Annotated in this window: 16 protein-coding genes and 1 tRNA gene; 16 read left to right on the forward strand and 1 reads right to left on the reverse strand. The window is 44.3% G+C overall.

The features are described from left to right. The first annotated feature begins 431 nt into the window (after positions 1 to 431). The 7 genes from MKX80_RS05050 to MKX80_RS05080 all read left to right on the forward strand — a co-directional run bounded on the left by MKX80_RS05050 (position 432) and on the right by MKX80_RS05080 (position 4705). Positions 432 to 644: a hypothetical protein gene (locus tag MKX80_RS05050; RefSeq protein WP_020450662.1), complete on the forward strand. Its 213-nt coding sequence runs from the start codon at positions 432 to 434 to the stop codon at positions 642 to 644. 107 nt (positions 645 to 751) lie between these two features. Further along, positions 752 to 1498 (forward strand): ABC transporter ATP-binding protein, encoded by a 747-nt coding sequence (locus tag MKX80_RS05055; RefSeq protein WP_268334979.1) that lies wholly within the window; start codon positions 752 to 754, stop codon positions 1496 to 1498. Beyond that, on the forward strand, positions 1464 to 2933 hold the full coding sequence (locus tag MKX80_RS05060; protein ID WP_268342671.1) for a hypothetical protein: 1470 nt from the start codon (positions 1464 to 1466) through the stop codon (positions 2931 to 2933). Before MKX80_RS05055 ends, MKX80_RS05060 begins: the two co-directional genes overlap by 35 nt. Further along, on the forward strand, positions 2923 to 3831 hold the full coding sequence (locus MKX80_RS05065; RefSeq protein ID WP_154995357.1) for a PqqD family protein: 909 nt from the start codon (positions 2923 to 2925) through the stop codon (positions 3829 to 3831). Before MKX80_RS05060 ends, MKX80_RS05065 begins: the two co-directional genes overlap by 11 nt. Next, positions 3828 to 4112, forward strand: coding sequence for a hypothetical protein (locus MKX80_RS05070; RefSeq protein WP_154995355.1), 285 nt, complete (start codon positions 3828 to 3830; stop codon positions 4110 to 4112). The genes MKX80_RS05065 and MKX80_RS05070 overlap by 4 nt, the downstream gene beginning before the upstream one ends. A 107-nt stretch (positions 4113 to 4219) precedes the next feature. Further along, the gene (rpsN, locus tag MKX80_RS05075) at positions 4220 to 4489 is read left to right on the forward strand and encodes a 30S ribosomal protein S14 (RefSeq protein ID WP_023856470.1); all 270 of its coding nucleotides are present in this window, start codon (positions 4220 to 4222) and stop codon (positions 4487 to 4489) included. Between the two features lie 142 nt (positions 4490 to 4631). Next, positions 4632 to 4705 (forward strand) — tRNA-Gly (locus MKX80_RS05080). Between the two features lie 107 nt (positions 4706 to 4812). On the opposite strand, the gene MKX80_RS05085 is transcribed toward MKX80_RS05080, so the two are convergent. After that, positions 4813 to 5442 carry a hypothetical protein gene (locus MKX80_RS05085; protein WP_154995353.1) on the reverse strand — a complete coding sequence of 210 codons (630 nt, stop codon included), beginning with the start codon at positions 5440 to 5442 and terminating at the stop codon, positions 4813 to 4815. Positions 5443 to 5522: 80 nt separating this feature from the next. Here MKX80_RS05085 and queG point away from each other — a divergent pair, with 80 nt between their 5' ends. The 9 genes from queG (at position 5523) to MKX80_RS05130 (ending at position 14886) form a co-directional block, all read left to right on the forward strand. After that, a complete protein-coding gene (gene queG / locus MKX80_RS05090; RefSeq protein ID WP_234112778.1) occupies positions 5523 to 6671 on the forward strand; it encodes a tRNA epoxyqueuosine(34) reductase QueG in 1149 nt (382 codons plus the stop codon). A 63-nt stretch (positions 6672 to 6734) separates the two neighbouring features. Then, a complete protein-coding gene (locus MKX80_RS05095) occupies positions 6735 to 7637 on the forward strand; it encodes an amidase domain-containing protein (protein WP_154995349.1) in 903 nt (300 codons plus the stop codon). 37 nt (positions 7638 to 7674) lie between these two features. Then, entirely contained in the window at positions 7675 to 8157 is a 483-nt protein-coding gene (gene trmL, locus MKX80_RS05100; RefSeq protein WP_154995347.1) for a tRNA (uridine(34)/cytosine(34)/5-carboxymethylaminomethyluridine(34)-2'-O)-methyltransferase TrmL, read from the forward strand. Between the two features lie 98 nt (positions 8158 to 8255). After that, entirely contained in the window at positions 8256 to 8870 is a 615-nt protein-coding gene (locus MKX80_RS05105; RefSeq protein ID WP_216929394.1) for a YhbD family protein, read from the forward strand. 14 nt (positions 8871 to 8884) lie between these two features. Beyond that, positions 8885 to 9595: a polymer-forming cytoskeletal protein gene (locus tag MKX80_RS05110; RefSeq protein WP_154995342.1), complete on the forward strand. Its 711-nt coding sequence runs from the start codon at positions 8885 to 8887 to the stop codon at positions 9593 to 9595. Between the two features lie 14 nt (positions 9596 to 9609). Then, complete coding sequence (locus MKX80_RS05115) at positions 9610 to 10311, forward strand: hypothetical protein (protein ID WP_154995340.1); 702 nt, start codon at positions 9610 to 9612, stop codon at positions 10309 to 10311. Positions 10312 to 10709: 398 nt separating this feature from the next. Next, positions 10710 to 12605, forward strand: a complete 1896-nt coding sequence (gene prkA, locus MKX80_RS05120) for a serine/threonine protein kinase PrkA (protein ID WP_154995338.1) — start codon at positions 10710 to 10712, stop codon at positions 12603 to 12605. Positions 12606 to 12779: 174 nt separating this feature from the next. Next, positions 12780 to 13946: a sporulation protein YhbH gene (gene yhbH / locus MKX80_RS05125; protein WP_154995336.1), complete on the forward strand. Its 1167-nt coding sequence runs from the start codon at positions 12780 to 12782 to the stop codon at positions 13944 to 13946. 307 nt (positions 13947 to 14253) lie between these two features. After that, positions 14254 to 14886, forward strand: a complete 633-nt coding sequence (locus tag MKX80_RS05130) for an HlyD family efflux transporter periplasmic adaptor subunit (protein WP_043927260.1) — start codon at positions 14254 to 14256, stop codon at positions 14884 to 14886. Positions 14887 to 14892 lie beyond the last annotated feature (6 nt).

A 14892-nucleotide genomic window follows, 5' to 3' on the forward strand; every position in this document is an offset into this window, starting at 1 on the left:
TTATTAACTGTAACATTTAAATTTATACATAAAATTAACAAAAATGGAATAGATAAAATAGAACCATCTCAATTTTTTAAAAAAGGGACTTTGAGGGTATTTTGGGGTTTGGATTTCAGGAGAAGAAGGGTCTTATTATCTAGTTCTTTTTTCTTAGCATCCTTGAAAGACGAGAGATTTATAAAAAGAAAAAATAAGAGAAAAAGAAGGAGGAGAAATAAGACAAAAAGATTATAAAGACATCGTAAAATGGAAACGGGGCTTTCATCTTCTCTTCCAAGCCGAAAAGCGTAGGTCATTAGGTTGAAAAACCGAGAGATCCTTAAATAAATAGTTGGAACGTAGTGTTTATGAAATAGGAAATTTCATAGATTTCAGTATGATTTTGGATATGTTACTCTTTGGTTACTTGATAGAAAGGAGGGGGAAAAATGACATACGCAGCACCTCAGGTTGACTATTCTGTCAATCCGTCGATCGAAGATCAGGCTTGGTTCTTGGTGTTTGTTGCAGTGCTTTTGGCACTTGGCGCAACTGTTGTTCTTGGCGCCGCTGTATGGTGTGTAGTTAACGGAAACGGCAGCTTCACAGGATCCGTCCAATGGGTCAGCGGTTTGAAAGTCAACATTGAATGTAGGAAATAGCCATACTTAAAGTATCTGTTCACAACAAGAGACATATTTGATGAGGCTTAACCGTCTGTGGGGGGCGGTTAAGCTTTTCCTGACATTAATCATACCCTGGAGGCATTATGTTTATTATAGATAACCTATCTAAAACATATAAAAACAATGTGACTGCCGTTAGCGGGTTTCAAATAAAGATTGAAAAAAACCAGATTGTCGCGATAGCGGGTCCGAACGGTTCAGGAAAGACGTCGATCATTAATTCCATTTTAGGAATCATCACGCCTACCGAAGGAACCATTCTTTTGGATGACCTGCCGAACACGACGGCGGAATTCAAGCAAAAGCTGGCGTATGTTCCCGATGAACTGCTTTTGCCGGATGCCCTTTCAGCTGCCGAATATTTGGATTTTGTTTCTTCTATGTATCATTGTACATCAAATGAAAAGCGGAGACAATTAATTGAGCTTTTCGATATGAAAGAGGCTTTGCAGGAGCCGATAGAAACGTACTCACACGGAATGAAAAAAAAGACGCAGCTGATCGCTGCTTTTATGCTGGAGAGCGAATTTGTCATTATGGATGAGCCGTTTCGCGGGCTCGATATAGAAGCGGTTATCAATACGAAAAAGCTGATGAAGCGCTATGCAGCCTCACAAGGGTCGATACTGCTAGCGACTCATGACATGCTTTCTGCGGAAGAATTGTGCGATAAAATTGCGATTATTTCCAAAGGCGTCAAAATGGATGAAGGAAAAGTCAAAGAATTAAAGGTTAAATACAACAGTAATTCGCTTGAAGAAGTGTTCTTGAAAGCTTCGATGCTGAGTGATAGGGGTGCGCATTTTGATCAAATCATTCGAAATTTCTAAAATGATGCTGAAAATGTGGCAGAAGGAAATGGGCAAGCTCTTAAATACCGGCACCAAAAAAATGATCGCCGCCCTTTTTTTAATTTTGGCGGTAGCGATGGGGAGCATCATTGGCTACAGCTTTACGGGAATGTTTTTAAGCGCTTTTCTGAATGGAGAAATTCGCTCACTCGGGCTGTTCGTGATTTCAATGTTCATGAACGTCTCGATTTTTACGTTTGTTTTCTTCATTTTATTTAAAGTAAGGACGCCGGAACAGAACAGCTTCTCCATGCAGCTAAGCTGGTTCCCGCTGACGGCTTTCGAGAGGAGTCTCGGATATTTTATTCCGTTTGCCGGTGCGGTTTCATTCCTTGTCCTGTTTATCATGTCTATTCTGCTGATTCCGAATTTTGTCGCCAGCGGTGTAGGCTTTTGGTTTGCTTTTACGTTTTTTGCCCTGCTTTTTGTACAGATTATTTTTTTCTTTTCGCTTCTCAACCTTGTTTATAACTTGGTGTATATGGTGATCTTGAAATTCGGTTTTCCGCTGCAAAAATTTTTTTCAATGTTTGTTCTTGTCGTATTAGCTGTTATTTACGGATTCACCTCTTTTGATCTGGGGAAGATTCAGAACGCTTATTCAACCTTTGATTATAACCTGACGTATTTTGCAGCGCCGCTGTTTCTCGTGCTGAACGGTCAGTCGGCAGGTGCCGGAATCATACTGGTGGTGCTGATCTTGGCAGCCGCAGTAACTGCTTCGTTTATGTCGCTGAATGTTGTGCCGATCCTCACTGAAAAAAAATCATCCAAACTGTTTTCATTTATTAAAATCCCGTCAGCAAAACCGCTGTCTTTGGCGGTGAAAGAAATAAAATCACAGGCCAGAAATGAAGAAAATATTTTAAACTTCATTTTTTTGCTTTTGGCTCTATGCTTTCTAAAATACAAATTTCAGTTCGGATTTACCGGGGAGAGCTATTTGGTGCTTGGAGGCTTGACGGGCATCATCGCCTTCAATTCATATGGGAATGATCTGCGGATGATGCAGATGTACAAGGCGATGCACTTGAAAATAACAACGGTTTTGTGGTCAAAGTATCTCGGGCTCTGTGTGCTCGGCCTCATTCAGCTCCTTTTGTTTTCCGTGCTGACGTGGACTTTCCCGGAGAGCTTTCCGGTCTTTTTAAAGACGGTTGCCGTGCTCTTAAACTCGATTGCGATGTTCTATTTAGCGGGCATTATTTTTCCGCTTGACCGCAACAACCCTTATATGGGGATCTTCTCTTTCGGAATGCTCCTCATCTTTATGGTCCCGCTGTTTTTCATCTTGAATTATGCGGTCGATAAAGTCACGGGCGAAGCGCTGCTGTTTTTCATGCCGTGTCTCGAATTACTGCTGATCCTGCTGTTATACGGAGGGTTTAAATGGAGGTACCATTATGATCATTAGGATGTTGAAAGCACTGGTCGGAATCAAAAAAATTCCCTATTTTCCAGAGCATGTGAAGCTGGATCGGAAGCATATTTCAGATCGCGATCTCGATGCGGATTTCCCCATCAATCCGACAGCGTATCAAATGCTGAAAGAAGTCGACGGAAAAAAAGACGAACTGGAGATAGCCGGGGATCTGGCCGGCGTCTTTCGCGTCAGTGAAGAGGTGTTGCTAAAGGATTTGCACCAATTGCTGACAGGGCTCAACCGCAACTATTTAATCAATTGGAAGTACGGCGAACGCCCGTCTTTCCTCGGTTTTCTCTATCAGTTTTTCGGCCAGTACCATATTCGCTACAAGGAAAGGTTTTCAAGCGATTCTGATTCATTTCTGTTTTTGTACATGAAATTTCTTCATGTGATTTCTAAGAAAATTATTGTTTTCTGGCTCGTCTTTTTGATGCTGTCGCTTACGGCTTACATTTTCGTTCCGGACGGTTCAATCATCAGCATCGCCGCTTATTTTTCCGTCATCTATTTCGGGTTGATCACCGGCACAGCCCTTCATGAAGTGGTGCACGGCATCGCGCACCGGAAATTTGTCGGAAAAAATGGGCCTCAAGGGTTTTTAGCGGCTGATATGATGTCCGTCAAATTTATCAGGCCTGTCATATCGCCGTATGATAAAAAGTCGATTTGGATTACGGCGTTGGGGCCGCTTATACCAGGTGTGCTCGGTATAGCCGGCGTGCTGTTTACGATCTTTTTTCTTCAGGAAAACGCGGTTTCCGTCGGGGTGCTTCTGTTCTTTTCGACCTATGCTTTGCATATGATGTATCTGCTTCCGTTTATGGGTGACGGAAAGTCGATTATGAAACAGCTGATGATCAGAGGAATTGGAGGTAAATCATCATGAATACAAACTCTTTCAAGCAGGGACTAATCTTTGCCAGTTTCTCAAGCTTTCTCGCATTTCCGATGCTTGCGGCTGCGCTTTTGTTTTATCACCTTTTTTCAAATCAAACGAGCAACGATATCTTGTTTAACAGTTTGTCGTTTGTCATGGAGAGCGAATCGGCTTTTTCATTCCAGGTGAAGCCAAACTTTTTCTTCATTATGATCGGGCTGTTTATCGGCATTTTTATTATAACGGCTGCGATTTCATCAATTTATCAGAAAAAAAAGGGTGAATCTTAAAAGAGCTTGCTTCCCTGAGGCAGGCTTTTTTTATTTGCATCGGCAGTCAGGTTATGATAAATTTAAATCGTAATCATTACGCTTTGTAAAGAAGGAGGATACTCAGAGTGGCCAAGAAATCAAAAATTGCTAAAGAAAAAAAGCGCCAAAAGCTTGTTGAACAATATGCAGAACTCCGAAAAGAACTAAAAGAAAAAGGCGATTACAGAGCTTTGAGCAAGCTTCCCCGCGACTCGGCACCATCAAGGCTGCATAACCGCTGCGAAGTGACCGGAAGGCCGAGAGGATATATGAGAAAGTTTAAAATGTCGCGGATCGCGTTCAGAGAGTTAGCATATAAAGGCCAGGTTCCAGGTGTGAAGAAATCCAGCTGGTAATCTGTCAATGTCAGGAAAAAAGCTGCCGATGTTCATATCGGCGTTTTTTTTCGACAAATTTTTAATATACCCTTGACGAAATTTTAATAAACGTGTAACATAATAAAAGTCAAAACGATGATGTTGTTTTTAGTGATCATATGCGGGTGTAGTTTAGTGGTAAAACCTCAGCCTTCCAAGCTGATGTCGTGGGTTCGATTCCCATCACCCGCTCCATACATACTGTTTATAACGCAGTGTTTCGTTTCTCAGATTAAACGAAGCATTGCGTTTTTTCATGTATGAAATCATCATAAAAACCCGCTCTCTTCAAGAACAGGTTTTTACGGAAAGACGGCTGAGATGTGTTCGCCGCCGTGAATTTGTTCAAACATTTTTGTCAAAGACTCGAGCAGCCGGCGGGCTTCTTCTTTAGATAATGACGGCCTGAAAAAGACGAGCTGCAAGGCATCTTTTGTTTCCGTTCCTGCATGATGAAGGCTGAGGTTTTCGGTGATCGTGCCGAATGCTCCCGAATCATCGGAGAACGTGATGATCTCGCCCGGGCCTCCGGGTTCGATTTTGATCGGACCCTTCAAATTCCGGGCATCATATATATGAACCGGAATCAAATATTTGAGAGAGAAAAAACGGCTCAGATCAACCGCTGAATTTTTCGGTTCGACAAAGCGCTGCTCTTTGATGTCTTCCAACATCCGTTCGAGTCCGCTTTCCCGGCCAGAAAAAGACGGGTTCAGCTCCCTGAAGGCATCATGCCATTCTTTTACGGCCGATTCATCTTCGAGACTGTGATCAGCATAGTCAAAAAACAGCGATTCCTGAAAAAGGCGGAGCCGGCCTTTGAGCATTTGCGGGGAGCCGGTGATCTCAATATCTTGATATAATACAGCGCCAACCTTAAATGAAGGAATGCGATTTAAAATAGCAGGCGCAATTTGCAAACGAAGTTCCAATTTAAACTCAACTCCCGTGTCATGGTACACTCTATTATACAGAGAGCGAAAACGAAAACAAAGAAAGGAGGCTCTGCACGATGGATGTGAAAAAACTGAAACAGGATGTTATCGAATTCGCACAACAAATCGGCATTGATAAAATCCGGTTCGCCAGTGCAGATACATTTGAAACATTAAAAGAACGATTGATTGAGAACCGGGCCCTTGGCTATGAATCAGGCTTTGAAGAACCCGATCTTGAAAAACGGACGAACCCGGATCTGCTTTTGCCGAAGGCGAAGTCGATTATCGCCATCGCCCTTGCATACCCTTCAAAAATGAAAGACGCGCCGAGAAGCAAGAAAGGCGAACGAAGGGGCATCTTTTGCAGAGCTTCCTGGGGAAAGGATTATCATCATGTCCTGCGTGAAAAGCTTGATCAGCTTGAGGAATTTTTGAAAGCACAGCGCAGCGATGTCAGAACGAAATCGATGGTTGACACCGGTGAGCTTTCAGACAGAGCTGTCGCAGAACGCGCGGGCATCGGCTGGAGCGGAAAGAACTGCATGATCATTACCCCTGAATTCGGGTCTTACGTTTACTTGGCGGAAATGATTACGAATATTCCATTCGAGCCTGATGAGAGAATCGAAGACCAATGCGGCTCATGCAACAAGTGCATCGAGGCATGCCCGACCGGCGCGCTCGTCAACCCCGGGCAGCTTAACTCCCAGCGCTGCATCGCTTTTCAGACGCAGACAAAAGGTTTTCTGCCCGACGAGTTCCGTACGAAAATCGGGAACAGGATCTACGGCTGTGATACGTGTCAGATGGTATGCCCGAAAAATAAAGGGGTCGATTTTCACCTGCATCCTGAAATGGAGCCGGACCCTGAGATTGCCAAGCCGCTTTTAAAACCGCTTCTGACGATGTCGAATCGCGAATTTAAAGAAAAATTCGGCCACGTGGCCGGCTCATGGAGAGGCAAAAAGCCGATTCAGAGAAATGCGATTATAGCACTTGCCCATTTTAAAGAAACGGACGCTCTCCCTGAACTGATTGAGCTGATGCACAAAGATCCGCGGCCGGTCATCAGGGGGACCGCCGCATGGGCGGTCGGAAAAATCGGCGGAGTTGAAGTGATGGGTGAATTGGAGCGCGCGCTCGCGCATGAGCAGGATGAAGAAGCGAAAGCTGAAATCCAAAAAGGCATCGGTCTTTTAAGAGAAACGAGTGCGACTAATTGAGGGCTGTCCTGACATATGTTTAATGATGAGAAATGAATTAACAAACATATGGTGGTGTAGCCCTTGAAACAGATCATCGAACAGCTCCTGAAAGCCAGACTTCATTACTTAATCAACGGCAATGATGAAACAAACTGGCGGGATGCCGGAGGTTTTGAAGTCATTGAACGGAAGCGGAGGCTTTTTCAAAAACGCGGCGTGCAGATCGTGAAGGCCAATATAAAAGCAGCTGTAAAAGAGCTTTGGCTTGATGAAGACGGCGCGTCACATGTGAACTATCAAACCCATACCGCATACTTGTGCAAAGACGGGGATGATATGTATATGGAAGAACATATGGAAGACAGAAACGCCCTTTTGTATGATCAGATGGTCATCAAAGACTCCGAGACCCCGCGTCCGGCCGCACAGTCTTATCCTAAGCCTGAAAGCGGCGATGATGAGATGCGCGAATTGCTGGGAAGGGCGTTCCGCTATGACCGGCTGGCCGCGGTGCGCTATGCGGAAACGTACTGGAATAAACGAAATCCTGCTTACAAAAACTTTGAAGACAATTGCACAAACTTTATTTCCCAGTGCATAAGGGCCGGAGATGCGCCGATGCGCGGCTATCCGAACAGAGGCAAGGGCTGGTGGATGCAAAACCATTCCTGGAGCTACAGCTGGACTGTCGCTCATTCGCTTAGAACCTTTTTGAAGCAATCAAAAGCCGGTCTCCGAGCGGTTCAAAAGCCGGCTGCCAGAGAGCTGATCGAAGGCGATGTCATCTGCTATGATTTTAACGGAGACGGCAGATTTGACCACGTGGCCCTTGTGACGGCGAAGGATAAAAGCAATATGCCGCTGGTGAACGCGCAAACGCACGATTGCCGGATGAGGTACTGGTCTTACGAGGATTCGCCAGCTTATACTTCATCGATTCGATATGCATTTTTTCATATATCAGATGATACGACAAAATCGTAATGAGTGGTATAATAAACAGCGGATCAGAAAAACAGAGGTGAATACTTTGGCATTGCATGTCGTACTATATCAACCAGAAATTCCTGCAAACACAGGAAATATCGCACGGACTTGTGCAGCAACAGATACAACGCTTCATTTAATCAGACCGCTCGGCTTTTCAACCGACGATAAAATGCTCAAGCGGGCAGGTCTTGATTATTGGGAATTTGTCAATGTCGTCTACCATGACTCATTGGATGAATTGTTTAGTGCTCATCCTGACGGCCGTTTTTTCTTCATTACAAAATTTGGTCAAAAACCGCACACTTCCTTTGATTATTCAGATCAAAACGAAGATTACTTCTTTGTCTTCGGCAGAGAGACGAACGGCTTGCCGAAAGAGCTGATCGAACAAAACATGGATCGCTGTCTGCGCCTGCCGATGACAGAGCATGTCAGATCACTGAACTTATCAAACACTGCAGCAATCCTCGTGTATGAGGCGCTTCGCCAGCAGAATTACAGAGATTTGACTTAAGCTTCGCCAGGTAAAGAGCCCCTTTTAATAAGGGGCTTTTTTTTCACTTTCTAATGTAACAGTGTTATGTTACAATGTGTGTAAAGGAGCTGAAACAGATGGTTCAGGATGATTTAATTTCAAAAAAAGAGCTGCTGGATTTGACTTCGATCTCGTACGGGCAGCTATACAGGTGGAAACGGAAAAATTTAATACCTGAAGAGTGGTTTATCCGGAAGTCGACGTTCACCGGACAAGAAACGTTTTTTCCGAGGGAAGACATTTTAAAAAGAATTGAAACCATCCAAAGCATGAAAGAAAACCTGTCCCTTGATGAGATGGCGGAAATGTTCTCACCGGGTCTGACCGAACTAAACGCGAGCCGCGAGGAGCTGCTTGAAAAAGGCATCGTTTCACAAGCGGTCATGACGTTTTTTGAAGAATGCACCGGAAAACGCGATGATCCATTTGATCTGACAGAAGCGCTTGCGGCTTATGTGCTGGAAGGCCTGCTCCAATCCGGCGACATCAGCCTGGATGAAGGAAAAATGGTGCTGGATGTCATCATGTCGAATGAGGCGGAAAACAAGGGGAGACTGATTGTGCTTCGGAAGCTCGGCGTTGCAACATGTCTGATCACCGAGGGCAGCATTGTGTTGGAAAAGGGAGTCAAGGTAGCCGCTGACATCAATCTGGCGGCGAGCAGCGAAGAATTGAAGACAAAATTTATGTAAATGGAGGATCAAAGATGGAGAATTTATTGATAAACGGATTTGGCAGTTCAGGCGGAGGCACGTATCAAACGGTTGAATTAAACGGCAAAGGAACGATTAACGGTGATATTGATTGTGAAAAGTTCAGCTGCAGCGGCACCGGGACTGTAAACGGAGACGTAAAAGCGGATGAGCTGAGAATCAGCGGCCATGCAAAACTAAACGGCGCAATCGCAGCTTCCAAGGTCAGAATCGACGGTTCTGCAAAGGTGGATGGCGATGTCGAAGCAGAAAAGCTTAAAATCTTAGGCTATGCCGGGATTAGCGGACATGTGAAAGGCGACGAGGCGATCGTTCGCGGAAAAACGTCGATCGGCAAAGACTGTGAAGTGGAACATTTTTCTGCGGAAGGCTATTTTACAATCGACGGGCTTTTAAACGCGGAGCATATTGAAATTAAGGTTCACGGCGGCGAAAGTAAAGTGAAAGAAATCGGCTGCCGGCGGATCGTCTGCACAGCACATCAATCGAAGCTGTTCTCGTTTTTAACGCCGCTTATTTCTCCTCCAAGGCTGTCTGCCGAGCTGATTGAAGGGGATCAAATCGAACTCGCCAATACAACTGCAAAAGTTGTCCGCGGCAATTCGGTTATCATCGGTGAACATTGCGACATCGGCCTGATTGAGTATAAGGAAGATATCCGGGTGGCGGAAACGGCAAAAGTCGGAGAGAAAAGGAAAATATAGCGGAGGGATAGGACATGAAGAAACACGACTTGAAAATACACGGATCCGGAAATGCCGGAGGCGGATCATTCCATCATGTTCTTATCAGAGGTGAAGGAACGATAACGGGAAATATTGAGTGTGAAAAATTCAGTACACACGGTACAAGCGAACTTTCAGGCGATGCGAAAATCAAAAGCTTTAGTGTACACGGGGAAACAGAGATCCTGGGGAGGCTGAAAGCTGACAAAGCCAGAGTATACGGCACGGCGGATGTTTCTGAGGACGCCGACATCAGCGATGCAGCCGTAAAAGGCATCATCAATGTCGGGGGTAATATGGCAGCTGAAACGTGCGATGTCAAAGGCGCGCTGAACGTAAGAGGCGATTGCGAGGCAGAGGATTTTACACTGACAGGCAGCCTCGATGTAAAGGGTCTGCTGAACGCCGGCATGATTGACATCGGCTTAAAGTACGGAAACAGTTCGATTGGCGATATCGGCGGTACGGATATTAAGATCGTCAAAAAACGCGGGCTCTTGTTTAATAGAAACGGAGGCTTTCTCTCGGCAGGGACAATTGAAGGAGACGATATTTACTTGGAAAACACGGAGGCCCAGATGGTCAGGGGAAACCGCGTGCATATCGGACCCGGATGCAAGATTGAGAAAGTTGAATACAAAAGCAGCTATCGGGTATCTCCAAAGTCTGAAGTAAATGAAGATCGACAAGAATAAAACAGTGTTATGTTACGAAAAAAGGGATGGCTTCAAAGGTGAGCCGTCCCTTTTTCTTTTTCATTTTATTTCCCGGGTTTGCTTTCATATCCGGCAGTAAAAATGGATACGAGAAACGCGAGGATGACCCCCATCATGATCAACGTTCTCATTGAAATCCCCCTCTCATCCTTGATCCCTTGTTGTCATCTGCACCGATGCGATCAGCCGTACCGCAGGAGCACATGCGGACGGAACTTTTCTGCTTTTATTATGAATGGTTTGCTCCATCCTTGTCAATTCGAGGAAAGTACATTTCATTTTTCTTAGAAAAGCATCTAAAGGGACATCTCCGCATAGAGTGAATGTAACAGTGATTCACTTGGCACCTTGCATTTATCATCATATAGGAGGTTCTTATGGATATATTGAAAAAGATTGAACAGTATAGAGAGGGAGAGCAGCGTCTGCAATGGGAAGGAACCTTCGCTGAATATTTGGAAATCGTAAAAGAAAATCCGACTGTCGCGCAATCTGCTCATTCCCGCGTTTACAATATGATTAAAGACAGCGGCATTGAAGAGAAAGACGGCAAAAAAGTATACAGCTTCTTTGACAAAGAGCTGTTTGGTCTTGAAGAGCCTTTGGAACGCCTTGTTGAAGAATACTTCCATCCGGCCGCGAAGCGCCTTGATGTCAGAAAAAGAATCCTGCTTTTGATGGGACCTGTCAGTGGGGGAAAGTCGACTTTGGTCACCATGCTGAAAAGGGGGCTTGAAGCATACTCACTTACAGATGAAGGGGCTGTCTACGCGATTAAGGGCTGTCCAATGCACGAAGATCCGCTTCATTTAATCCCTCAGCATCTGCGGGACGATTTTTACAATGAATACGGCATCCGCATTCAAGGCAACCTGTCCCCGTTGAACATGATGAGGCTTGAACAGGAATACGGCGGAAGAATAGAAGACGTGAAGGTTGAAAGAATCTTTTTTTCAGAGGATAAACGGACGGGGATCGGCACGTTCAGTCCGTCAGACCCTAAATCGCAGGATATCGCTGATCTGACGGGAAGCATTGATTTTTCGACGATTGCCGAATACGGATCGGAATCCGATCCGCGCGCATACCGGTTCGACGGAGAATTAAACAAAGCGAACAGAGGAATGATGGAATTTCAGGAAATGCTGAAATGCGATGAAAAATTCCTCTGGCACCTTTTATCGCTTACACAGGAAGGGAATTTCAAAGCGGGCCGGTTCGCGCTCATCTCAGCGGATGAATTGATCGTAGCCCACACGAATGAAACCGAATACCGTTCATTTATATCCAATAAGAAAAACGAAGCGCTCCATTCGCGGATTATTGTCATGCCGATACCATATAATTTAAAAGTATCGGAAGAGGAAAGAATTTATGAGAAAATGATCGCTGAAAGCGATGTGTCTGATGTTCATATTGCGCCGCACACGCTAAAAGTGGCCGCGATGTTTTCAATTTTGACAAGGCTGAAAGAGCCGAAGCGGTCAGACATTGATCTCGTCAAAAAAATGAGGCTGTATGACGGAGAGAGTGTTGAAGGCTACAATTCAGTCGATGTCGAGGATTTGAAAAAAGAATACACTGATGAAGGAATGAGCGGAATCGATCCGCGTTATGTCATCAACCGGATCTCGTCGACGATCATCCGCAAAAATATGGAGTCGATCAATGCGCTTGATGTCCTCCGTTCTTTAAAAGAAGGACTCGGCCAGCATCCATCGATTTCGACAGAAGACCGCGAGCGCTATTTGAACTTTATTTCAGCTGCCAGAAAAGAGTACGACGAAATGGCGAAGAAAGAAGTCCAAAAAGCGTTTGTGTACTCTTATGAGGAATCGGCGAAAACGCTGATGGACAATTATCTTGATAATGTCGAAGCGTACTGCAATAAAATTAAGCTCCGCGATCCGCTGACTGGAGAAGAAATGAATCCAGATGAAAAGCTGATGAGGTCAATAGAAGAACAAATCGGCATTTCTGAAAATGCGAAAAAGGCATTCCGTGAAGAAATTCTCATTCGCATTTCTGCCTATGCAAGAAAAGGGAAGCGGTTTGATTATAATTCGCATGAGCGGCTCAGGGAAGCCATTCAGAAAAAGTTGTTTGCAGACTTGAAAGATGTTGTCAAAATCACGACGTCGACAAAAACGCCGGACGAACAGCAGCTCAAGAAAATCAACGAGGTCGTCGCACGTCTCATTGATGAGCACGGCTACAACTCGACAAGCGCAAACGAGCTCTTAAAATATGTAGGAAGCTTATTAAACCGGTAACTTGAAGACCCGTCCGGAGAAGGGCGGGTCCTTTTGTCCCATTTTCAAAATTGTTTGTCAAAAGTTATTTATATCTGCATAAGATAACAATAACCATTTTTAGACTTGCATTTGCATGGTTTTGATCTGTAAAACGAAAGCCATTTAAGGGATTATCAATAAGGAGGGGAATTCATGTCCCATAAAGACAATGGCCAATTTATTATTTCTCAGGAAGACTGGTCCCTCCACCGAAAAGGGTATGATGACCAACAGCGTCACCAGAAAAAGGTGCAGGACGCGATCAAAAACAATCTGCCTGACCTGATTACAGAAGAAAGCATCATTATGTCCAACGGCAAAGATGTTGTCAAAATTCCGATTCGGTCGTTAGATGAGTATAAAATCCGCTATAACTATGATAAAAATAAACATGCCGGCCAGGGAGACGGCGACAGCCAGGTAGGAGATATCGTCGCAAGGGACGGTTCTGATAAACGGGGCGCTGGCAAAGGCCAGGGAGCGGGCGATCAGGCCGGTGAAGATTATTATGAAGCGGAAGTTTCGTTAATCGATTTGGAAGAGGCGCTCTTCAGCGAAATGGAGCTGCCGAATTTAGAGCAGAAAGAACGCGATGATATCGTTGTGGAAGATATTGAGTTCAACGATATCCGCAAAACGGGTTTGACCGGCAATATCGATAAGAAAAGAACGATGCTCAGCGCATTTAAACGAAACGCAATGACGGGAAAACCTTCATTTTATCCGATCTATCCCGAAGATTTAAAATTTAAAACGTGGAATGACTCTGTAAAGCCTGAATCAAAAGCCGTTGTGCTCGCAATGATGGATACGAGCGGATCGATGGGCGTTTGGGAAAAATATATGGCGCGAAGTTTTTTCTTTTGGATGACACGTTTTTTACGGACAAAGTATGAAACGGTCGATATCGAGTTTATCGCCCATCATACAGAAGCCAAAGTGGTATCAGAAGAAGATTTCTTTTCGAAAGGGGAAAGCGGGGGAACAATTTGTTCATCTGTATACCGCAAATCCCTCGAACTGATCGAAGACAAATATCATCCGACACGCTATAACATTTATCCGTTTCATTTTTCGGACGGCGATAATCTGACATCCGACAATGCGCGGTGCGTCAAGCTTGTCGGAGAGATTATGGAGAAAGCGAATATATTTTGCTATGGTGAAGTCAACCAGTACAACAGACATTCAACTTTAATGTCTGCCTATAAAAATATTAAAAATGAAAAATTCAAGTATTATGTGCTGAAACAAAAAGCTGATGTTTTTCAGGCTCTGAAGAGCTTCTTCAGCAATGAAGAACGGCACCAATATACATGAAAAAACGTGAATGAAACCTCCGCTGCCGGAGGTTTTTTGTTTGGAAAATATTTAAATCAAAATTTTAAGTGCAAGGTTATTGACATTCTTTATTACTTTAACTAATATTTAATCTTGTTAACTATTTATTTTGTTGTGCAGAGGTAAAAACAAATTTACCGCTTCCGATCTTTCTTGCTCAGTTTTGAACAACTTATTCAGTACACGTCCCGCAAGTTGCTGGGCAGGAAATAGGAAAAGCAAAACCGAGGGAGCCGATCAAACCGGCTTCATCCAAAATATAAGGATATGAAAGGAGAAATAAAACATGAGCAAAGGACGTTTAATTGCGACGAACATTATCGGACTCATCATCGTGCTTGCCATCTTAGCAGGAGGTGCGTATTTCTATTATGACAGCATCAGCTATGTGAAAACCGACGAAGCGCACGTGGCAGGTGAGATGGCCGACATTACGGCGCCTGCATCAGGGAAGCTCGCAGATTGGGATTTAAAAGAAGGATCAAAAGTTTCAAAGGACGAAAAAGCAGCGAAAATCAAAGGAGAACAAACGGTTGACGTGAAGTCGATCATGGACGGAACGATTGTCAAAAACGAAGCGAAAGAAGGCCAGATCGTACAAGCCGGTCAAACGCTTGCGAAAACAATCGACATGGATCATCTGTACATTACAGCTAACATTGAAGAAAACGACCTGAAAGATATCGAAAAAGGGGACAAAGTCGATATCGTCGTTGACGGTGATTCAGGCACTACATTTGAAGGAAATGTCGAAGAAATCGGCTATGCGACAAACTCAACATTTGACTTGCTTTCTCAAAGCAACTCAAGCGGAAACTACACGAAAGTGACGCAGAAAGTACCTGTGAAAATTTCAATCAAAAACCCGTCTGACAAAGTGCTGCCGGGAATGAACGCATCCGTGAAAATTTCAAAATAACCGGGG

Source organism: Bacillus sp. FSL K6-0972, from assembly GCF_037976035.1.
GTDB classification, from domain to species: Bacteria; Bacillota; Bacilli; order Bacillales; family Bacillaceae; genus Bacillus; species Bacillus haynesii.